The 23269-nt window shown below is 58.6% G+C and carries 10 protein-coding genes and 3 pseudogenes; 7 read left to right on the forward strand and 6 right to left on the reverse strand.

Translation table 11 applies throughout. The features are described from left to right. The first annotated feature begins 3 nt into the window (after nucleotides 1-3). The 3 genes from JVX98_RS31665 (at nucleotide 4) to JVX98_RS31675 (ending at nucleotide 13205) form a co-directional block, all read left to right on the forward strand. Nucleotides 4-9453: a Hint domain-containing protein gene (locus JVX98_RS31665; protein ID WP_205239742.1), complete on the forward strand. Its 9450-nt coding sequence runs from the start codon at nucleotides 4-6 to the stop codon at nucleotides 9451-9453. A gap of 93 nt (nucleotides 9454-9546) precedes the next feature. Next, nucleotides 9547-11745 carry a type I secretion system permease/ATPase gene (locus JVX98_RS31670; protein ID WP_205239743.1) on the forward strand — a complete coding sequence of 733 codons (2199 nt, stop codon included), beginning with the start codon at nucleotides 9547-9549 and terminating at the stop codon, nucleotides 11743-11745. Next, nucleotides 11742-13205, forward strand: a complete 1464-nt coding sequence (locus JVX98_RS31675) for an HlyD family type I secretion periplasmic adaptor subunit (protein ID WP_205239744.1) — start codon at nucleotides 11742-11744, stop codon at nucleotides 13203-13205. The genes JVX98_RS31670 and JVX98_RS31675 overlap by 4 nt, the downstream gene beginning before the upstream one ends. 1392 nt (nucleotides 13206-14597) lie before the next feature. On the opposite strand, the gene JVX98_RS31685 is transcribed toward JVX98_RS31675, so the two are convergent. Beyond that, nucleotides 14598-14939, reverse strand: coding sequence for a helix-turn-helix domain-containing protein (locus JVX98_RS31685; protein WP_205239745.1), 342 nt, complete (start codon nucleotides 14937-14939; stop codon nucleotides 14598-14600). 81 nt (nucleotides 14940-15020) lie between these two features. Here JVX98_RS31685 and JVX98_RS31690 point away from each other — a divergent pair, with 81 nt between their 5' ends. Next, complete coding sequence (locus tag JVX98_RS31690) at nucleotides 15021-15911, forward strand: LysR family transcriptional regulator (protein WP_205239746.1); 891 nt, start codon at nucleotides 15021-15023, stop codon at nucleotides 15909-15911. A gap of 452 nt (nucleotides 15912-16363) precedes the next feature. Here JVX98_RS31690 and JVX98_RS31695 read toward each other — a convergent pair whose 3' ends face one another. From JVX98_RS31695 to JVX98_RS31705, 3 genes and pseudogenes are all read right to left on the reverse strand, one after another. Then, nucleotides 16364-17917 (reverse strand): methyl-accepting chemotaxis protein, encoded by a 1554-nt coding sequence (locus tag JVX98_RS31695; RefSeq protein ID WP_371826591.1) that lies wholly within the window; start codon nucleotides 17915-17917, stop codon nucleotides 16364-16366. A gap of 280 nt (nucleotides 17918-18197) precedes the next feature. After that, a complete protein-coding gene (locus JVX98_RS31700) occupies nucleotides 18198-18443 on the reverse strand; it encodes a hypothetical protein (RefSeq protein ID WP_205240108.1) in 246 nt (81 codons plus the stop codon). A gap of 23 nt (nucleotides 18444-18466) precedes the next feature. Further along, a pseudogene (locus JVX98_RS31705) lies at nucleotides 18467-18843 on the reverse strand (divalent metal cation transporter); the annotation flags it as partial. 248 nt (nucleotides 18844-19091) lie between these two features. Here JVX98_RS31705 and JVX98_RS32795 point away from each other — a divergent pair. Next, a pseudogene (locus JVX98_RS32795) lies at nucleotides 19092-19355 on the forward strand (HlyD family secretion protein); the annotation flags it as partial. A 398-nt stretch (nucleotides 19356-19753) separates the two neighbouring features. Here the strand turns inward: JVX98_RS32795 and JVX98_RS32455 are convergent. Next, a pseudogene (locus tag JVX98_RS32455) lies at nucleotides 19754-19927 on the reverse strand (sodium-independent anion transporter); the annotation flags it as partial. Nucleotides 19928-19994: 67 nt separating this feature from the next. Continuing rightward, nucleotides 19995-20255 carry a helix-turn-helix transcriptional regulator gene (locus JVX98_RS31715; RefSeq protein WP_205240098.1) on the reverse strand — a complete coding sequence of 87 codons (261 nt, stop codon included), beginning with the start codon at nucleotides 20253-20255 and terminating at the stop codon, nucleotides 19995-19997. Nucleotides 20256-20644: 389 nt separating this feature from the next. Here JVX98_RS31715 and JVX98_RS31720 point away from each other — a divergent pair, with 389 nt between their 5' ends. Beyond that, complete coding sequence (locus JVX98_RS31720) at nucleotides 20645-21289, forward strand: GAF domain-containing protein (protein WP_205239748.1); 645 nt, start codon at nucleotides 20645-20647, stop codon at nucleotides 21287-21289. Between the two features lie 1178 nt (nucleotides 21290-22467). Further along, on the forward strand, nucleotides 22468-23250 hold the full coding sequence (locus JVX98_RS31725; RefSeq protein ID WP_205239749.1) for a helix-turn-helix domain-containing protein: 783 nt from the start codon (nucleotides 22468-22470) through the stop codon (nucleotides 23248-23250). Nucleotides 23251-23269: the final 19 nt, after the last annotated feature.

The raw sequence follows: 23269 nt of genomic DNA on the forward strand, positions 1-23269 counted from the left end.
TCATTGGTATCTGCATCGGACTTCAACTTTGCAAAAAACGGTGCGTATTCTCATTACGGCGTCGGTACGAGAATACAGCTTGGCGAGGTTGTTGGAAAAACCGCTCAGGGACAACCAAAATATGATCCGAACGACCAAGCGTTGGTCAGCTATTATGAAAAAACTGGATTACTGTCACGTGAATCATACATTTGGGGTCACCAAACCTACAGAATAGTCGGCACGGCAACAGTCCTGTCCGACGGAAAACTTAGGGTCGTTGGCGAATTACGCCCCTATGACGGGAATTTTGATTTCCAAATAAACGGCAACTTGATCGATCTCGCGAGGGTTCCGGCTTACGTAGCAACCATCGCGATGTTCAATGGAAATCCTTTCGCGACTGGAACAGTTGGCCTCACGTTTGTTGGTGGCCCTGGTAGAATTATTAATGAAGTTGTTGATCCAAATGCTAAATGTTTTCCAGCTGGCACCTTGATTCGTATAGGTTTGGATAAGGATATACCTATCGAGGACCTTCGTGTTGGTGACACGGTGGTCGCGTTTGACCCTGCAGACCCATTTGGCGAGCTTTCATTTCAGCGAGTAGCGCGGCTTTTTCGCAATACGACAACCGAGTGGGTCCATCTGAAATGGTTTGAGGATGGTTTGCCGCGTGAACTGGTCGCAACACCCGGTCACCAATTTCTAGACAGATCTGGGAACTTCTTGCCGCTTCATGAAATGATGGAGGGAGGCAAGGCGACCGTTGTACTCGAAACGGGTGCTTTGGTGGACGTAGCGGCTGAAAAGATAGTTTACACGGCCGAAAACAGACATCTGTTTGAACACACTACAGCCGCGGGAATCGGGCCAGGTGAGGCCGGCGGATGGCAGACGTATAACTTTGAAGTCGAAAAACTCCATACCTACGTCGCTGGAGGTGTACGGGTTCACAATCTATCTGAAGCTTGGGCTCACGAACTTAACAAGGGCATTGCTGCGTTTCAGCATGCGGTGAACGTTGCTAAAGTCCCTGTGGAGTACGCGGCAAGTCTAGGCCGCGGGGCTATGGGCGTGGAGGACTTTGGCGGCCGCAATGCCGTAGGCTTCACGTCCGCGGGTCGGGCCATCACGCTCGACCGGGCCGTCTTAGAGAAATCTATTGCAGAAAACGGGGGCAAGAACGCAAGTCCGGCGGCCCGCGCAGAGGCCGCTGCACGCGCTGCAATGGCCGCGGGACATAACCGCACCGATGCGCTCGCTGCTGCATTCCGGGAAGCAGAACTCGCTGGCGCAAACACAAACGATGCCGGCCTTCACGCGCGCTTGGATCGCGCCACGCTACCTGGAAGCAGCGGATCGTCAGGCAAGGGTGGCGGCGGTGAGAGTTCAACAGCGGCCAGGACCCCGACCAAATCGACATCCATGTCCGGAACAACGTCAGCGACGAAGAACACTTCGAACCAAAGCTCGTCCGGCAAAGGTGGTGGTGGCGAAAGCACCAGCCGCACCCCTTCGAAGACGACCAACAGTTCTTCAAAAAACACCAGCCAGTCGAAGGGCGGCGGGCGCGGGGCGAACGGCAAACCCGTGCTTCTGGATCTGGACGGCAACGGATTCAGTGTTACCGGCCGCCACGACTCGAACCTGTTCCTCGATATCGGCGGTGATGGATACAAGCATCGCAGCGCCTGGGTGGGGGCCGGCGACGGCGTCCTGATGGTTGATGCGGACGGCGATGGCAAGATTTCCAACCGCAAGGAGATTGTGTTCACGGACTGGGATCCGTCGGCTGACAACGATATGCAGGCGCTGCGACAGGTCTTTGACACCAACGGCAATGGCTTGCTCGATGCCGGCGACGCGCAGTGGACCTCCTTCAAGGTCATGGTAACCAATCCGGATGGGACGATCACGGCGAAAACGCTTTCGCAGCTGGGCATCCAGTCGATCGATCTTCGTGTCGACCAGACGAAGATCGTCTACGACGACGGGTCTTCGATTGATGGCCAGACGACGTTTACGCGCACCGATGGAAGTAAGGGCACAGCGGCAACTGCCACGCTGACCTATGACCAGGATGGTTACCAGGTTAGCGAAGCGACATCGACGGATGGCGCTGGAAACAGGACGGTCACCACGCGCGCCCATTCTAAGGACGGTGCGCTCAAATCCGAAACTGCGCGGACCGTGAGCGCTGATGGTTTGACGGTCACCGCCCGGTTCGATCAGAACGGCGACGGCGTCGTCGACCGGATCTTGACGGACGTGACCGTCGTCAATGCGGATGGAAGCCAGACGCGCACGGAAACAAACCGCAACGGCGGCGGCGTCCTGATTGACAGTACAACCACCGTCAAGAACAGCGACGGCGCGACCGTCACGATTTCGCGCGACGAGCGCGGCGGCGGCTACACGACGCAACGGGAAACGCAGGTCAAAGCGGCCGACAACTCCCTGACAATCACCGTGCAGGAACTTGGCCAGGATGGCACGCTGATCAAGCAGATGGTCACCTCACATAGCGTCGACCGACTGACGCGCACCATGCGGCAGGACGCAAACGGTGACTCCTATTTTGAGCGCAGCGTTGCGACAGAGACGATCTACAATGCGGATGGCAGCCGGATTGAACGCAATTCCGTGCGCGGCGGTGACGGCAATCTTCTGTCGAGAACACAGACGACCATTAGCGCGGACAATCGTTCGAGAACCGAAACCGTCGATGCCGATGGCGACGGCCTGAACGACTACACGACCACCTCGTCTACAAGCCGCGACAGCAATGGAACAACCACGGTTGTCGAGACCTCATCGGCCCGCGACAACAGCGTGTTCGGCAAGGTCACGACGACTGTCAGCGCCGATGGCCTGACGAAAACCAGCGCGGCGGACCAGAATGGCGACGGCGCAACAGACCGCGCAACATCAGACGTAACTGTCGTTGCGGCCGACGGTACGCGAACGCGCACGATGCGGGCGACCGCACAATCTGGCAAGCTTCTGTCCCAATCGGTTGAGCAGCGCGCGGCCGACGGCCTGGTTGGGACGATCACCAACGACGTGAATGGTGATGGCGCGACCGACCAGGTGGTTGCCGTGACCCGCGATGCGGCCGGCATTGTCATCGAGACGACTACCAACCAAAGCACCGACGGCACGTTGTTGTCTCGCACCGTGAAAACCACGAGTGCCGACCGCACCTCGAGCACGACGCAGCTTGACCGATACGGGCGCAACACCTTCGACGAAATCGTTGTCGACACAACGACCCGGAACGCAGGCGGTACCGCGACCCGAACGATTGAACGCAGGAGCGAGAACAACACGCTCATATCAAAGTCGGTCGAGACAACCAGCGCAGATGGGCTCTCTGTTTCCGTTGCAACCGACGTTAATGGCGATGGCCTGGTGGATCAGACCGCCTCGAACACAAAGGTACTGAATGCCGATGGCAGCCAGTCGATCACGGTGGAGAACCGGAGCGGCAATGGAACTTTGCTCGGTAGAGAAACCACGTCCATCAATGCCGATCGCTCGGAAACGGTCGTGGAGAAGGATCTCGATGGCGATGGGCGGGCCGACTTCTGGGAGCGCACGACGCAATCGAGCAATGGCGCGCAGATGGTTGACAGCCACAACTACGCCGACGGCATGCTGATTTCAAAGAAGTTCCTCTATGTGAGCGTCGACGGCTTGTTCAAGCAGGAGTTCGACGACGTCAATGGCGACTGGTCGAATGACTTCGTCACAGAAACGTTCACGATGCTGCACAACAATGGCGGCAACACGGTCTCCACAAAGAAGGTCTCCGCCAACAACACCCTGCTCAACCGAAGCAAAGTGACGACGAGCGGCAACGGCCTCTCCGTGACCCAGGAAAACGATGTCAATGGCGACGGCGTCATCGACAGCACGGTTACCAAGACAAACGTGATTGAAAACAACGGCGCGAAGACCGTGACCCAGTCGACGACGGCGGGTACGAGCCTCGTCTCGCGCGCGACCGTAGCGACATCGGCGAACGGCCTGGCGTCACGGACGACTTCGGACCTCAACGGTGACGGCGTTGTCGACAACACGATAACCCAATGGAAAACGCTGAACGCAGACGGTTCCACCTATGAGGCCACCGAAAGTCATGCGGCGAACGGCGGTCTGCTCGCCCGCACCGAAACCAACACGAGCTCGGATGGAAAGCTGATCGGCCAGGGGATCGACGATGACGGCAACGGGGTCGTTGATCAGTGGATCGAAGAGCGTATCAACAACAACGGAGAGCGGTCGCGCTCGGTGGCGGAGTTCAGCGCTTCCGGAACCGCATTGAGTTCCAGCCTGACGCTCGTCTCGGCAAACAGGCTGATGACGACGAAGAGCTTCGAGCTTACCGGCGACAGCGGCTGGGATCTGCATCGCCGGACGCAGACCAGCATTAGCGCCAATGGTCAGACGACGCGGTTCGATGATGAGTACTCTGGCAGTTGGGCCCTAAGGGAACGGACAATGACGATTGTCAGCGCCGACAGCCTGACGAAGGAGGTGATCTACTCTGACGCCAACTACAACACGTTGCGGGCCTACAACGACATCACCAGAATCCATCAGGATGGAACCACCCAGCGCGACATCGTCTATTTCCGCAATGCGGATTGGACGCGGGAAAGCCATGTCGGCACCTGGACGAGCGCCGACAAGCGGACCGTCTCGGTGACCAAGGATTTCGATGGCGACGGTGTCCGTGACCAGAGCGATTTTACCCAAATTTACAACAATGGTACTCGGCATCGGGTGCTGTCGGACTATCACGCCGACGGTCAGACGGTGGCCCGGCAGACGATCATCGACACCAGCGCCAACGGGCTCAATCAGTCGTACACCTACGACTTCGACGGGACCGGCGGTGCAGACGCCCTGGTCACGAAGAACACCGTGATCGGTTCGGACGGCAGCAGAACCGTCACGACGGACTACAGCAACAGAGAAAACGGCGCGTGGGTCCTGAAGGGGCGGGAAGTCGCTTCGACCAGCGGCAACGGGCTTACCGAGACCCTGCAATGGGATGATACGGGAGCTGGTACGTTCAATCGTCGGCAAAGCAAGGCAACTGTGCTCAATGCTGACGGCTCGCGGACGATCACCGACCAGCAGTCTGCGAACGGGCAGAACTTCCGCACTCTCACGACGACCGCTTCCGCCAACGGCTTCGTCACGTCCAAGCAACTTGATGTTGACGGCAATGGGTCGATTGAAGAGCAGCAGACCGACACCAAGGTACTGAATGCGGATGGAACGCTGACGCGCACCGTTGCGTCGACTGGGGCAAATGCCGCGACCCTTTCGACCGTGACGACGGCGACCAGCGCCGATGGCAAGACGGTCACTGTTCAGGACATCTCCGGCATCGACGGTGTCGCGGCCCGCACGACCGTGGCAGTGACACGGGAAAGGGCGGACGGCGGCACGGTCAGGATCGACAGCATCCGCAATGGGGCCAACCAGCTCATCGAACGGATTACGACCACTGTCTCTGACGACAAGCGCCTGGTGCAGATCGAACGAGACACCAACGGCGACGGCCAGGTGGACCAGAGCGAGCAAACCGTGACCATCGTCGATGGTCGTCGCGTCTCAACTCTGACGAATTTCGCCAACGGTACGGTGACGGGCAGAATGACCACGACGGAAGCTCCGGACGGGCTGTCTTCGGTGATTGAGATTGACCGGAACGCGGACGGCACGATCGATACACGGAAAGCCCAGCAGAATGGATACTTTGCCGACGGCAGCCGTGAGATCGTCGTCACCGAGACCGATCTCAGGGCAGGAAAGCTCCGCTCCAAGACGACCAAAACCACAAGCGCTGACGGCAAGACCTACGTCGAAACTACGGATGTGGACGGCGACGGCGTCGTTGATCAGACCGTGCGCGAGACCATCCTTTCGTCCGGTGTGCGACAGACGTCGGTCACCAACAATGTGGGTGCGCGCAAGGCGGACCAGAAACAGAACGACGAAACCTATTGGAACGACAAGGTTCCCGCGGCGACCCAGACGACCACTTCGGCGGATGGCCTCGTCAAGACCACGGCTATCGATGTCGATGGTGACGGTCGCTTCGAGGTTTCGATGGACGTCAAGACTCGGATCGACGGCAGCGTCATCACGACCGTCGTCGAAACGAACGGCGACGGCAGCGTCAAGTCGCGTGGTCTCTATGAGGTCAGCCACGATGGGGCGGTAAGCCTCTTTAGAAGAGACGCCAACAACGACGGCTTCTACGAGCTGGTGGAGACCACGACGAAGCGCAGCAGTGGCGGCGTCGAACGGACAACCGTGACCAGGGAAAACACCGGTGCGGTGACCAAGAGTGCTGAGACCACGGTAGATTCGTTCGGGAACATTCTCCGCAGCAAGACGGTGGATGGCGCGGGGCGCACCCTTGAGGAGCAAACCCGAGCGACGAATGGCACATCGACCCGCACCACCTACGTGGCGGCCACGGGTGCGGTTCGTGTGACAGAGGTGTTCGACGCGTTCGACATCATCCGCAGCGCCACCCATCATGATCCGGCCAACGCCGAAACGTGGTCGCGCGTTGAGCAGACCTTCGACGTGGCTGGCGTCAAGACGCTCGAAAAGCAGTTCCTCGACGACGGAACCACGGCGGACCTCCACTATCGCGCATCCGACGGCCTGATCTATGAGTCGCGGACCTTTGCCGCCAATGGGGCGCTGACCTCGGTAACGGTCTATGATGCACAGGGGCGCCGGACAAGCACCGTGCTCCATGACCCCCTGAGCCAGCAGCCGTGGACGCGCGTCGAGCAGACCTTCGATACGGCGGGCGTGAAAACGCTTGAGAAGCAGTTCCTCGACGACAACACTAGGGCGGAGCTCTACTATCGCGCGGCTGGCGGGCTCATTTATGAGTCCCGGACCTTTGCCGCCAATGGAGCGTTGACCTCGCTCACCGTCTACGATGCGCAAGGACGAAAGACGAGCACGGTCATCCACGATCCGCTGAGCCAGCAGACGTGGCTGCGGATTGAGCAAACGTTTGACGCTGCAGGCGTGAAGACACTCGAGAAGCAGTTCTTCGACAACGGCACCCGCACGGAAGTGATCTTCCGAGCGGCAGGTGGCGTCATTCAGGAGGCGCAGAACTTCGCCGCCGACGGCAATCTGCTGTCGAGAACGTATTACGATGGCGCTGGCCGCGAATCCGGAGCGGTGATCTACGATCCCTATAATCAGAACGCCTGGTCGCGCGTCGAGCAGACCATCGATACGGCGGGCGTCAAGACTTTGGAAAAGCAGTTCCACGATAACAACACAAGAACGGACCTCTACTACCGTTCGCCCGGTGGTCAGCTCTATGAAGCCCGGATCTTCTCGGCCGCAGGCGTGATGACTGCGAGAACCGACTACGACTGGGCGAGCAATCAGTCCTGGATCCGACGCGAGCATCTCGTCGATGCACAGGGCCGCATAACCCAGACCGCCACCATCAATGACAATGGCTCGTCGGTGGTGGAAGCCTTCGATCCGGCGAACGCGCATGGCTGGTCGCAGATCACCCAGGTCTTCAATGGCGCCAACGCGATGGAATCGCAGGTCAGCCGCTGGGATGACGGGTCAACGGAGACGACGACCTACAATGTATACAACAACCAGCCGTGGGCACGTCTGGTTCAAGCAAAAACCGCAGGCGGGGCGCTCATCTCTGAAGCCGCTTATCAGGCCGACAATTCGCGGTTCGTGAAGCTCTGGGATGCGAACAACAACCAGACCTGGTCCTACATCGAGCAGCGGGTCAATGGTGCAAATGCCGTCGAGCGGCAGATGAACCGCTGGGACGATGGTTCGAGCGAGACGACGACGTTCAACCTCTACAACAATCAGCCCTGGGCCCGGCTTGTCGAAGCCAGGAACGCTGGCGGCGCGCTGATGTCAGAGGCCGCCTATCAAGGCGACAACTCGCGCTTCGTCAAGCATTGGGACGGCAACAACAACCAGACCTGGTCGTATATCGAACAGCGGGTCAACGGCGCGAACGCCGTCGAGTGGCAGATGAACCGCTGGGATGACGGCTGGACGGAGACAACGACATACAACGTTTATAACAATCAGCCCTGGGCACGTTTCGTAGAGGTCAAGAATCCAAGCGGGGCTTTGATCTCAACCACGGCCCATCAGGCCGACAACTCGCGGCACGCGAAGTACTGGGATCCTACCAACGCCCAACCGTATTCGTATGTCGAACAATATCTCAACGCTCAAGGCGAGGTCACAGCCGAGTACAGGCGGAGCGATGACGGTTCCTTCGTAGAGACACGCGCCAACGGTCAGGGTACGGCTCGCCAACTCGCCACCTTCGATCCCAATTACTACCTCGCGATGAATCCAGATATCGCGAACGGTTGGCATGCGCCGGCGATCGATCATTACAACCAGTTCGGTTGGAAGGAGGGGCGCCGGCCGAATGCCTGGTTTGACGGCAACTACTATCTGCAGCAGAACGCGGACGTCAGGAACGCTGGTCTCAATCCGTTCGAGCATTGGCGGCAAAATGGCTATGCCGAGGGGCGCGCGCCGCATGACGGATACCAGCGTTTTGACGGGCGCGCGCAGTCGGATCTAGCGGCGCTCAATGAACAGCTGTTTGCGACGATACAAGGCGACCGCATTGGGGCAATGCGTTCCTACGCCCGCAATACCTATAATCTGATCGACAGAGATAACGATCGTTCGAGACCCAGGTATCCCCCGGATGTAATATGGACACTCCGCAACGTCGGCTGGAACTACGACGACCGAGCCGTTCTCAGCATGTATCCGCAATATGTTGCCAACCGTTTTGGGATGGTGAGCAAACCGGTCATCCTTGATCTGGATGGTGACAACCATATCGATCTCAGGATGTTTTCGCCCGCTGAGTTCGAAGCAGGCAATGGTCCGCGGTTCGATTGGGACAGCGATGGGATTGCCGATGGCACCGCCTGGGTCGGTCCAAACGATGGCTGGCTGACGATCGACCTTGCGGCCGATGGCAGTGCAGGGCCGGACGGGATGATCAACCAGGCCAAGGAGCTGGCGTTCACCTTGTGGAAGACGGGTGATGAACTGGCGCAGGAGCAGGCCGACATCACTGACCTGGAGGCGTTGCGGCTGGTGTTCGACACCAACGGCAACAACCAGCTCGATGCGGGCGACACACGTTGGAGCGAATTCCGAGTTTGGCGCGACACCAATCAAAATGGTGTCTCCGAGGCTGGCGAACTTCGGACCCTGGCTGAGGCAGACATAAGCCTGATCGGACTCGTCCCGTCGGCTGCAGGTGCACGCGACTTCGCCGACGGTTCGGCGATCACGGGCTCGAGCAGCTATCTGAAGGGCAACGGTACGACGGCTCTTGTTGGCGACGTGAAGGTTACGACCCGTCCGTCAAGCTTTGAGCTGGGGACAGCCTGACGCTAACCTTGATTCCTGCTGCACCGCCCGCCGAGACTTTGTCACTCGGCGGGCGGTGACGTTCCAGTTCACTTCAGCCAAAGCCACCCTAACATGGATAACGCCCCTACCGGCTCCCCTCATCCTGTCGCCTCGGAGCCCGAAGCGGTGGATATTGATTCCGGCCTTCGAGCCCTTTGCCTCGTCGCCGGCTTCTATCGCATTGCCGCGCAACCCGAAGTCATCGCCAAACAACTGGCGCTTGGTGAACCGGCAGGCCCCGACGATCTGCTGCGGGCTGCCAAACTCGTCGGTCTGAAGGCGCGGCATGTGTCGGCTGTGTCCTCGGCGCGGCTCGCGGCCTTGCCAACGCCGGCCATCGCTTGCCTGGTCGAAGGCGGCTTTGCGATCTTTGCCGGAGCGACGTCATCAGGGGAATTGCGGCTTGTCGATCCCGCGACGATGGAAACACGCGAGGTCGATTCCGCCGAACTGCTGCGGCTGACCGGCGGTTGCTTCATCCTGCTGCAGCGCAAATTTCTGGGCGCCGGCGCGTCGGCGACAGTGTTTGGTTTCCGCTGGTTCCTGCCGTCCATCTGGCGCTATCGGCGTTCCCTCGGTCATGTGCTGATCGCCAGCCTATTCATCCAGCTGTTCGCGCTGGTGACACCGATGTTCTTCCAGGTGGTGGTCGACAAGGTTCTGGCGCATCGCAGCTACTCGACGCTGACTGTCCTCGTCGTCGGACTTGTCACGATCGGTCTGTTTGATGTCTTCTTGCAGTATCTGCGCATCTATGCGCTGACCCATACGACGAGCCGTATCGACGTTGAGCTCGGCCGCCGGCTGTTCCGCCACCTGCTTAATCTGCCGCTCAGCTATTTTGAGACGCGGGCCGCCGGCCAGACGGTCGCGCGCATGCGCGAGCTCGAGACGATCCGCGAGTTTCTGACGGGGCAGGGGCTGTTCAGCGGCCTCGACTTCATCTTCACCTTCGTTTTTATCGCGGTGCTGTTTGCCTATTCGACGACGCTTGCCTGGGTGGTGGTCGCCTCGATCCCGTTCTACGTTGCGATCGGCTTCCTGATCCGGCCGTTCCTGCGCGAGCGCATCGACGAGAAGTTCGACCGCGGCGCCTACAGCCAGCAGCTGCTGGTGGAGTCTGTCGTCGGCATGCAGACCCTGAAGGCCTCGGCGATCGAGCCCGTGGTGGCATCGCAATGGGAAGAGCGGCTGGCGGCCTATGTCCGGTCGTCGTTTCTGGCCGCGATGCTGGCTGCCAAAGGCCAGAACGCCATCCAGTACGTCAACAAGCTGACGAGTGCAGCTCTTCTGATGCTCGGCGCGCAGGCGGTCATCGACGGCAGTTTGAGCGTCGGCGCGCTCGTCGCTTTCAACATGATCGCCGGCCAGGTCTCGCAACCAATCCTGCGTCTGTCGCAGCTCTGGCAGGATTTCCAGCAGGTACAAATCTCGGTGACGCGCCTGGCCGATATCCTGAACGCACCGGCCGAGCCGCGGCCGCTGCAGCCGGTGGCGCTTCCCAAACCGCGCGGCGCCATCGCCTTCAAGAATGTCAGCTTCCGCTATTCTCCGAACGGACCGGAGATCCTGAAGGTGATCAATCTCGATATTCAGCCCGGTGAGGTGATCGGCATCGTCGGCCCGTCCGGGTCGGGCAAGTCGACGCTGACTAAGCTGATGCAGCGCTTCTACATTCCTGACACCGGGCAGGTCTTTGTCGACGGCCAGGACATCGCCCAGGTCGATCCCGCCTGGCTCCGTTCGCATGTTGGCGTCGTGCTGCAGGAGAACTTGCTGTTCAACCGCACGATCCACGACAACATCGCGCTCTCTAATCCGGCAATGTCGCGCGAAGCCGTGATCAGCCTTGCGCGCCTTTCCGGTGCGGACGAGTTCATTGCGAAGCTGCCGAACGGCTACGACACGATGATCGAAGAGCGCGGTGCCAACCTTTCCGGCGGCCAGCGGCAGCGGATTGCTATTGCCCGAGCGCTGTCGACTAACCCGCCGATCCTGATCCTCGATGAAGCAACCAGTGCGCTCGACTATGACAGCGAGCGCATCGTGCTTGCCAACATGCGCCAGATCGTGCGCGGCCGCACTGTCATCATCATCGCCCACCGGCTGGCGACCGTTCGTTCCTGCAACCGTATCATCGGCATGTCGGAGGGGCGCATCGTCGAGGTCGGCACGCATGACCAGCTGCTCGCGAAGAACGACGGGCTCTATGCGCATCTCTGGCGTCTGCAGAACGGCATGGCCGACGTGACTGCGGAGGTGCGGGCATGAACGTGCATCAGCCACGCCCAAAAAAGCCGGTCAGTCGTGCCGACCAGGAATTCCTGCCTGCGGCAATCGAGATACTGGAGACGCCGGCCTCGCCGGTGCGTGCCACAATGATCTGGCTGATCTGCCTGCTCGCGGCCCTCACTCTGATCTGGGCCTATTTCGGCAAGTTCGACATCGTCGCGACCGCGCAGGGCAAGATCCAGCCGATCGGTCGCGTCAAGGTCGTACAATCGGAGGAACCGGGCAGGGTGATCGCGACCAACGCTGTCAATGGCGCCCGGGTGGAGAAGGATGCGATCCTGATCGAGCTCAACCCGACCACGGCCAAGGCGGAAGAACGGGCGCTAGCCCTCCGCCTGGAAGCGCTTCAGGCCGAGATCGCTCGGCGACAGACCCTGAACGACGTCGTCGGCATGTGGGCACAGGCAAATGCTTGGGAGAGGGCAAGCGGCCCTTCGAACCGCGCGATCAAGTTTTCCGAACAGACCAGCGAAATCATCCAGGCGCGTGAGCAGCGGGTCTATGCCGCCGAGATCGCGAAGCTCGTCAGCACGATCGCGAACCTGCGTGCTCAGCTTGGCAAGGGGCAGGCACAGACCGAGCGGTTGGCCGGGACAATCGCCGCGCAGCAGGTGTTTGTATCGACGCTGGCGCAACGCGTGACGATGCGCAGCAAACTTGTCGATGCGGAAGCAGGCAGCAAGGCGGCGATGATCGACGCTCAGGAGACGTTGCAGGAAGCCGAGCGTGACCTTGCCTCGCAGCGGGGTGAGGCCAAAGAAGCGGAGATCGCTCTCGACGTAATCAAAAGCGAGGTGGCAAGCCAGTTTAGTCTGTTTCTTGCCGACAACACGCAGCGCCTGACCGAAGCGCAGAGGGAAGCCGACCAGACGGACCAGGAACTTGCCAAAGCGAACCGTAAGCTTTCGGCGATGACGATCAGGAGCCCCGAGACGGGAGTGATCCAGGCATCCGCAATCACCACGGTCGGCCAGGTGCTGTCACCCGGCACGGAACTGATGCGCATCGTTCCGACGAGCCAAAAGCTCGAGATCGAAGCGTACCTGCCGAACCGCGACATTGGGTTCGTCGAAGCCGGTCAGGAGGCCGTTATCAAGGTCGAGGCTTTCCCGTTCACCCGCTATGGCATCCTTCATGGCAAGGTCACCCGTGTCGCGACCGACGCGATCCCGGAACCGGATGCCCGACAGACGGAAGAGATGTCGTCAACGAACCTGCAGACCTCAGTTCCCTTTAGCAATGCACAGCGCATGCAGAACCTCGTCTATCCCGTCGTCATCGAACCGGCCGAGAGCGACATCGTCATTGACGGCAAAGCTGTTCCGCTGTCGCCGGGCATGGCGGTCACCATCGAAGTGAAAACGGGTCAGCGCCGGATCCTCGAATATCTGTTTTCGCCGCTGGCGGAGGTGTCATCGAGTGCGATGAAGGAAAGGTGAGGGCAACTTATGCCAACCGGTTTAGGAAGCAGTCTCAACATGTCCGGGCGAAAGTTGCATAAGGTGAAGGCTGTTGAATTCAGGAAACTGCGCGCGCCAACCTCGGCTGCTTTGTTGGTGAGCGTGCTTCTAGCGGGCTGCGAACGTGCACAGGATATTTCCTGCACCGGTTTTGATGAAGTAGCATTCTCCTCCTCATTTTTCAGCAATAAATATAGCGACATTATTGCTGAAAACCCCCGGTCGTACAGACGTATTTTCTGCAGAGACGAAAAAGAGGTATGGTATATATTTTCTCTCAACAGAAATACAAGAAACTGCGTCGCGCAATTATACTCTAACAATCTGGGTAAGTTATACATACTTGAATTATATTATGATCCAGGGAAGTGCGCATCATCTCGCCTGGACTCCATGGCTCAGGAAGTCGATCGAGATTTCTACGATCGTTGGTTAAGGACGAATGGGTACTGAAATGGCATGTGCTTGGAGGGATGCAATGCAATACAACGAGGGAAACGGTACAATAGGTCCTGTTGACAAAGTAGTTTTCGGCGCGTGGTCGCGCTGCTAGCGCTACTTTTCTGCGCCCCCCAGTAAAGGATCGATGCTGACTGGGTGGAGCCTTTTACGCGCTTCCACAGAGGCCAGCGTGAACGTCGGGACTTTCTTCTACCGCTCTTCCATACCAATAGTTTGCGGCATGCAGGTCGCCAAGGTTCTCATAGCACTGGCCCAGTCGCCCTCCGAGATATCTGGCATCCAGCGATTGGTCGCCATCTGCCACGAAAAGATAAATCTTGATGGCGTCCGCTGCATTCCCGCTTGCGATCAATTCTTTCGCTCGGCGCCAAATGATTGAAGTCATAGCGGACTTTGCCTCCAGCAAAGCAGCTTTGGTGCGTCTCCATTAAGACGCACAACTCACGAATTAGAGCAAGTGGGGCAACCATACTTTCGCGGTCGCCAACACGAGAAAGGCGGCGAAGGATTCTCGGGTTTTGTCGTATCGGGTGGCGACACGACGGAACTGCTTAAGCCGGTTGAATATCCGCGCGATGCGACTGCGGTCCTTGTAGGCCACGAAGGCGCAGGTACGGGTGGACATCCCGTCGCGCGGCCTCTGCGAATCAGTGCGGTGATTGATTTACACCAAGAATTTAACGGCAACGATGACGCACAGCGCAGAAGAGAGCACCAAAGCGGCTACGACGACCAGAACGCGCTCAACGTTTTTCCATAGACCGGGTTTGGGCCCACTGCCCCCCAATGCGCTAAGAACATCGATCAGGAAATCGACAACTCTCACGAACAGCCTCATTACTTTCGTTCGTTGCTGTGTTGTTCACTTTTTGGGCCAATACGATCGCATAATGTATCGTCGGGAACGGGTTATGTCGGCTGCTTCGGGGCAGATGCGAGCGCCTCGATCATGAGGACCAGTCGTTGGAGGTCTTCACTTTTCAAGGCCTTAAGCGCGACGGTGATACGATCCTGAAATTGCTCTTCGATTGTGCGGATCGTGTTATCGGTGGGGTTTACGCCAAGCAATTCGTCGACGCTGCTGCCCAACACGTCGGCTATTCGGACCAAAGTGGACAGATCCGGTTCACGCACCCCACTGACATAGTTTCCATATCGACGGTCGCTCAACCCGGCGCGGCGAGCGACCTCCGCGTTTGAAATCCCGAGTTGTTCAGCGCGGCGCTTTAGGTTTAGGGCAAACGTTTCCATGCCCACATTTTGTTCATGACAAACAACACGGGTCTATGTACGATACGTGGTATTTTATGACAACGAAACGTGGTGGTTTCTATGGAACTCCGTCAGCTCTCCTATTTCGTTGCGGTGGCCGAGGAGCTGCACTTCCATCGGGCAGCGATGCGCATGCACATCGCCCAGCCGGCGCTGAGCTCGCACATCCAGGCGCTGGAGAAGGAGTTGGGTGTGCGGTTGCTTGATCGGTCGACGCGGCGGGTGGAACTGACGCGAGCAGGGGAGGCGTTCTACGATCGCGCGGTCCGGATCATCGGCGACGTCGGGTTGTCGGCGGAAGTGGCGCGGTCGGTCGCCGGCAAGGCTGCGCGCACGATCAGGATCGGAACCGTCTATCCGGCAACAACCGGCGTGCTGCCTTCGTTTCTGTCGCGCATCGGCCGGAAGTTCCCGGATGTGTCGCTACACGTGCGCAGCGGCTCGACCAGCGACATCATCCGTGCATTGGAAAACGGCCGGATCAATCTCGGCTTCATCCGGCCGGTCGAAAACATTGGCTCCTTGCGTTTCTTCTCGATTGCGCATGAGCGCTATCTGCTGGCAGTCGAAAAGACGAGCCCGTTGGCGCTTCGCAGCGAGATCGACATCGAGGATCTGAGGGAAGAGAAGATCATCGCCTTTTCCCGTCAGAACCTCTCGTATTCGGAGCGGTATTTCTCCGAGATGTTCGACACCCATGGGTTGGCTGGCAACATCGCGTACAGCTGTGACGACACCTTCTCGTTGGTATCGCTGGTCTCAGCCGGCCTTGGCATCGGCTTTGTGCCGGAATGGACAAAGGATCTGCCGAACCGCAACTTTGAGCTCAAGCCGGTGCGCGGTGTCGATCTGAAGATCGGGCTTGGCGTCGCCTGGAATAAGGAGGACCCAACGGCCTCCCGTGACGACATCATCGACATTGCCCGATCGTTGGCGCGGCCGGGGAGGTGAGGGTGGGCAGGCTCAGCTACACGGGGTTTGCGACACGAACTTCGTGACCTCGAGTTCGGCCATGCCCGTCTGGGATGTGTGGCGATCGGTATGGTGGCCCCGGATTCTTCTCCCTGCCGATCGACGCACGTTTTGTGAGCCGTCGGCAACGGATCGGGAGAAAAAAACGACCTCCGCTAAGAAGTTTGTCCCGTTCTGGCTGGATGCCGACGACCGCAAACGTCAGCTTGCATTTTCGTCTCACCCTCCGAACGCTTGAGACCGCTTCGATCCGATAAGGTCGCGCTCCGGGGGGCGTCGCTTCAGATGCCCAACAGCAAGAAAGGTGGTGGCGAGCCACCACCTTTCCGTGTCAGAGCGGACGAACTTGCAGGGACAGTCGCTCAGATATCCATCGTTGGAAGGCCGATGCCGGCAAGGGGGAGATGAAAGTCCTGACCACGATCAAACCGCTAGGCAGCGGGTCGATGCCACGCTCGTTCCTTTTGGCCCCGCCCAGCGTCGCTGGTTTGGAAACGGCCAACCAACGCCGCTAGTCGATCGCTGATTTGTGAAAGCGTCTGGGCAGATGCGTTCGTCTCTTCCATCATCGTGGCGTTCTGCTGCGTGATGTGGTCCATGCTACGGACCGCGGAATTGATCTCCTCGATTCCCGACGCCTGTTCCTGAGCAGATCGAGCCATCGAACTGATGCTGTTGTTGATCGAAGCCACGCGATCGCCGATGTTTGATAACGAATGCCCCGTCTCGTTGACCAACTGCACGCCGCGTACGACGTCTGAAGACGAGCGGTTGATCAGCTCCTTGATCTCCTTTGCGGCGGCAGCCGAACGTTGCGCAAGTTCCCGCACCTCCTGCGCGACGACCGCGAAGCCCTTGCCTTGCTCTCCGGCACGAGCCGCTTCCACACCAGCGTTCAACGCCAGCAGATTTGTCTGAAACGCAATCTCATCGATGACTCCAATGATCTGGGTCATTTTCTGCGAAGAGCTTTCAATATCCCCCATGGCCGCGACGGCTTGTTTCACGACCTGTCCGGAGCGGTTCGTCTCGACCGTTGATTCCAGAACAACGGTCTGGACTTCCTGGGCTCTTTGGGTTGATTGTCCGGCAATGGTGGTGATTTGTTCGAGCGCCGCTGCGCTCTCCTCAAGCGCTGAGGCCTGATGCTCGGTCCGCCTGGCAATCTCATTTGCGGCAGAAGCGATTTCGGCGGCCTCACAGCGGACTTGATCAACCGACGAAGCGATCTCCTGCATAGCGCGATCGAGCGCGGCGACCGATGTGTTGAAATTCTTTTTTAGTCCGCTGAAGCTCGGCGCGAGCGTGTCGTTCAGTTCGGACGTCAGATCGCCGCCTGCCAGCCGCGTGAGAACAGTTTCAAGTGCCGAAAGCGCTTTATCCTGCTCCTCTTTTTCTTTCGCTCGTTGCTCCTCCAGACGGGCGCGCTCATCGGCAAGTGCATCGAGATAGACCGAAATGGCATAATCCATGTCGACCAGGGCGGCCTTCACCACCGCCGTCAAATCATCTGCGACCTTTTGCGCTTTGCGACCATGCAAAAGCCCTTTGAACTCTTGATTAACAACGGCGCGAATGATGCCATCCAGGATCATGGCGTATCCGCCGATATACCAGCGGGGTTCGAGCCCGATCCGAGCGTGAACGCGCCCGACTATGGTCACACCCTCGACATAGTCAGTCTGGTACTTGCCGGAGGCGATAATCTCCCAATGTTTGACCTGGCGCTCTTTGGCATGCGCAATATGGGCATCGTTCGAGAAGAATTTTGCTGTTTTCGGGTGTTTCGCTACTTTAGCGTAAAACACGTCGAGCGCGTGACCGATAGCCGTGCCGATTACGGGCTGCACATTGGCTAAGCTGCGGCGCTGGCGTTCATCAAGGCCTACAAAATCGAGGCGGTCTTGCAGGTCAGAATTGTTTGCCTGAATAGTCATCGTAAACTCCGCTTTGCGCTTGAAGCGACTGAGCATAAGAATATTCATCTATGCTTAATTTCGGGTTACTGGTACAACGTGGGAATGTTGGATTTTTATGAGGCGGAGGGTTTAAGTTGCAAAGCTCGGAAGACGTTTCGCAAGCGCGCCCTATGTCGCCTTTGTTTTGCGGCTAGGCACGCTAGCGGCGGACACAGATCTTGCCCAAACCGCACGAAGTCTCCTGCTGAACACCCACCAGGAAAAGGCGACCGGTCATAGGTTCGGGAACTGTGGGCGACCTCCGATTGATCGGCCGCCGCCTAGGTCGACAACGTTCATCGAGCGTTTAGACGGATTGTCTTGTTCTCACCGACGCCGCCTTGAAAGCCTTTCTAATTTCTTTCATCCGACGATCGAGGGTATTATGACCGGCTTGCATGACGTCGATATCCAAGAGGTGGCCAATGACTGCCAGTTCCTTCATCAGGTCGCCAATACTCAGGTCTGCGGATCGAATGGCATTTCCGCCCACGGGTAAGCTGTTGCCGGCAATCACCGCGGCGCTTCGATCGCGGTGGTCCTTGCTCGACAAGCCCGTCGCCAGCTCGACCCAGGCCCCGTCGCCGCCAGGTTCGCGCCAATATTGATCGTATTGGCTGCGAACAAGAGGATGACCAAACCGAGGACCATAGGTTTTTGGGGCCAGATCTGTCCAATGTTGCTGGCAAGACCGCAACCGGTGACGCGCCCGGTCCTGGCGCTGACGATCGGTATGGCGGTCATCAACGGATAGGTGAACAGCATGGCCCACAACATGTTGAAGGCGACCTGCGCCCCGCCTGCGAATAGGTCGCGATGCCGCGGGGGTCGTCGTCGGCCGCTCCGGTGATCAGACCTGGTCCCAACTGACGAAAAACAGCCGCCCGTCGAAGGCGGCTGTACTGAATGGCTTTTCGTGTGGATAGCGCTTGCCCAGCGGGGATTTCGGTCATCGGCGGTACCTCCGCACCATCAACGGACATAGGTCGGATCTGTTCCGGAAACTACTCCTGGGCTTTGTTCGCCAACGAGAACTTCGTTTCTGGCTCAGCCGTTTCCCGAGTGTGGGTGATGCGGTGGTTACCGAAAAGCGCGACCACGATGGCGCCTGCGCAATCGGTCGTCGATGTTGAAGCGAGTGATCACCAGGTTATCGACGAGAAGTGAGGGGCGATCGATGCTGGAACTCACCCTCTGTTCAATGCTTACAATCCTGCCGGACCTCCTTTACCGCCGCTTCGTGCAGGGCAAGCGATTTGGCCGCGAGATTACGTTGTTCTCGGTGTGGTATGAATTGCGCTGGGGGATCACCTTGTGCGTAATCCTGACATTGAGCCTGATCACAACCATCTTCTACTTCCATCCTTCGACGAAGGCAGCCACATCGGTGTTCCGGACCGTCACCATCCTTTCGGAGACGAGCGGCCGTGTCGCAGAAACCTATGTCGAAATCAATCAGCGCGTCGAGGTTGGTCAGCGGCTGTTTCGGCTGGACAGCACTAAGCAGGAGGCGGCTATCGAGACCGAGCGACGCAAGATCGCTCAGGTGGATGCCGACATGGTTGTCGCCCAGGCGCAGCTCAGGGAGGCGGAGGGCAAGATCGTGCAGGCGCGCGGATCCTTCCAGCAGGCGCTCGATCAGTACAATACCAGGGCCGAGTTGTTCCGGCTCAACTCCAGTGCAATCGCAGTGCGCGATGTCGAGAGGGCCAAGGTGATGGTCGACACCGCGCAAGGAGCTGTTGATGCAGCGCTGGCCGCCAAGGATTCCGTAGTCGCTCAGATCAACTTCCAGATACCTGCCGAGAAATCCAGTGCCCAAGCCGCGCTGAAGGAGGCCCAGGTCGATCTCGACAAGACCTTGACGCCGGAGGCGATCGCGATCGCCATCGACAGTGGTAGCGCCACTATGGCAACTGTCACGCCGGCAATGGCATCAGCTTTCAGGTCCGCGAGGCCGTAGCGTTCGCGCAGAACCGTGACAAGTTTGGGGGTGAACAACTCATGAAAGCCGGGCTCAGCAGTTCGGGCGACCATGACCATCCTCTCTTGTGGATCGTCGGCCGGTCAGCCGGTCGGCGCCGCGTTCGCGGAATTTCTGAAACTAGCCGGTATTCACGGGGTCTTTGAGACGAACACCGCGCCCGCCGCCGCCGCTGACGGCGTACTCGCCAATCAGCTCGATGCCTGCGTGGTCGAGCGCCTCGACAACCTTGACCAAGGTATCGATCACCCCACGCACATTCCCGTTGCTGGCCTCCATGCGCTGGATGGTCGGCACCGAGACGCCCGCCATCGCCGCCATGGTTTTCTGGTCGATGTCGAGAAGAGCACGGGCGGCACGAAGCTGGGCGGCGGTGATCATCGGGCATTCATTCACATCATCAACATTACCATTGAAGTAAAAAACATCAATAGAGCGAAAAAACTTGATCGGCACTTTCTGTTTGGCGTGCGGATACCCGATTACCGCATGGGCATCGGCGCGATTCCCCCACTCCTTCTCCTCGCTGAATCCTCGTTCCTCTCTTGGCGCGCCTTCAGTCACGGTGGCGGCAATCTCTTGTCTCCTGAGTGGTCAGGCTACGGCGGTGCGCAATGCCACTCACTCTTCTTCGTTGAAGTAATTGTTCACCCTATCTTGGTTGACGTCACAATTTCCGCGCTTTAGCATTTGATGATGTAAATAAGAGTTGCAATCACTGCCTTCCTCACAGATGCATCGCTCACCAACAGGGTTATGGGGAATTGTCGATGCAACGGTTTATCCTTCGGCAAAACATCCATCTGTACGAAGCAAAGCTAAGTACCGTTCCAACGGAAGGCGAGCGCACAATTTTGGAAGCGATGCTGGCAGCGTCACGCGAAGAACTCGTCTTTCTCGAACAGCTTTGGCGCCTATTATGGCCCGAGCTCGATGCCCGACCATCCTTCGTATCTCAAATAGAGGATATACTTGATCGAGCCGTGGCAGCCCATGGCGCGGACTTTGGCAGTTGCCAGATCTGGAACGACGTGGATGGCTCGCTCGCCCTGTTTGCTCAATGCAACTTCGACAGGCAGTACGCAACCAAGTTTGCGCATATCAGGGATGGCGATGGGACCTCATGCGAAGCAGCGATAAAGGGCCTTAAAGCCGTTTGTATCGAGGATCTCGAGCACGACAATGACTATCCTAATCTACATGGCTGGGCACGCGACAGGGACATTCGCTCGATCACGTCTATTCCGATCATGTCCCCCCGCTGGCAAGGGTATTGGCGTCTACTCACTTCACTACCGCAATCCACATGCGCTTTCGTCAGTCGAGTGTTTGTTGATCTCAGCATACCGCCCTCAGTTCGCGGCCGTCTTTGCAGAAGTTCTGGGACGGTAACCTCGAAACTACGAGATGGATAACGCCCTAACGGGAGAGCACGGCGTGTTCTCGGATCGTGTCCCACCGAGTGGTGTAGACGGAAGGGAGTCACCTCTAGTCGCGAGCTGTTCATCTGCATGGCAGCGTCAGGAACGTGCCCGCTTCTGGCAAGCTGTTGCCTTGGGGCGTTCGAGCGAGGAGGCGGCGTTGGATGCCGGAGTATCCGCCCCGCTAGGCCCACGCTGGTTTCGGGAGGCAGGCGGAATGCCACCAACATATCTGGCGCCACGGGGCAAGCCCGAACGGGTCGTTATCTTTCCTTCCCAAAGCGGGAAGATATTGCTCTGGAGCTGGCCAAAGGGATCGGCATTCGGGCCATTGCTTGAAAGCTTGGGCGCTCACCGAGTACCATCTCACCGGCAGTCCGCCGTAATGCTGCTACTCGCAGCGGTCGGATGGACTATCGACCAAGCACAGCGCAATGGCCTGCTGACCGACCCGCTCGGCGACCACGGGCAGGTAAGTTGGCGAGCAATCTGGTCCTCTGTCGATATGTCGATGAGCGTTTGGCTGGGAAGGTCGCCAATGGAGGCGGCATCGCATTCGACGGTCCTACGGTGGTATGGAAGAAACGGCGCGCGGTTCACCGTCAGAGCCGCAGGTGGTTTCGAATGTTTACTCGCGCTCGCCCCACCGGCCTTCTAAACCCGCGGGAACAGCCAGGCATATCGAAGATGACTCTTCCCGATCTGTCCGCCCTAAGGGCACTCCAGGAACACACGTAATTTGTCGTCAGGAACTGAAACGTGAACTGAGGGCCCACGTTTGCGGAGAAACCAATCGGCTGCTTGTCGGCCTGCATTCGGATGGCAGATTTCTACCCAAATTTGAGACATCTGGAGCGGCTTCAACCGCTTGTCAAACTGCGAGCGATCATGGACACCGGTTCCCACGCACGACACCCAATCGTATCGCTGAGGCTTGGTCGCTACCAATATGTCATTGCCTTCATCCCGTTTCGATTCCCGTCATTTCCCGGCACTTCTTGCCCTTAGCTTGTGGCACGATCAGATCTCCGTGCTCTTCGGTTCGCGTCCGCGGCAATCGGTCGAGGAAGGGTTCTTTGCGTGTGACGCGTATCTGATAGGCGAGGTTGCCGTAGGATTCATGAGAAGCCGAGCGCAGCTCTTTGATCGCTCTCGTCGGAAATTCGCTCGCGATGGAATGGATGGCTACATCCTCCAGTTTTACCGATGGAACGAGTGAAGACCGCCAGGGGCGTCATCTTGCCTGTCCAGGAGACTCTTACGTCCTTGATATGGCGCAGCCGATTGCCACCAGCTTCACAGACCATTCCCATCTCAGCCTGGTCGTTCCTCGCCGTATGTTGGCTCCCCTGCTGAAGGCACCTGACAAATGCCATGAGCGCGTCTTGCCGGCCGAATTGCCGCTCGTTGCACTGTTGCGTGACACGATGGCGAGCTACTTCCAGAACTTGAAAGACATGCCCGTCGAAGCCGGGCATGCGGTCCTGCGCCCGCTGCTTGACCTGGTTGCGGTTGCCCTTTGCGGTCAAGTCGACGAGGAGAGGGCCGGCTCGCTCAATTTGGCACTCTTCTCACGCGTCCGCAGATATTTTGAAGCGAACCTCCTGGATCCCACCCTGACCGCACACGGCGTTGGTGCCGCATTTGGAGTGTCCCGCCCAAGCCTTTACAGGATGTTTGAACCGATGGGAGGTTCTACCCATTATCTGCAGGAGCGACGGCTTGGCAGAGCGCATGCGGCCTTACGGGCAGTCGAGACCCGCAATGTGCCGATCGCGACGATTGCAGACAAACACGGTTTTCCGAATCCTGAGAATTTCAGCCGTGCCTTTCGCCGCATGTTCGATATGACACCGCGGGAAGTGCGGGGCCTTGCGCTGTCCGTCGCACAGAGACCACATGGCCGAGAACCGCAATCGGCCTGGAGCCACTGGATAGGCCAGATCGGAAAGTGATGCCCGGTATCGCGCGGAC

The sequence above is a fragment of the Ensifer sp. PDNC004 genome, from assembly GCF_016919405.1.
Classification (GTDB): domain Bacteria; phylum Pseudomonadota; class Alphaproteobacteria; order Rhizobiales; family Rhizobiaceae; genus Ensifer.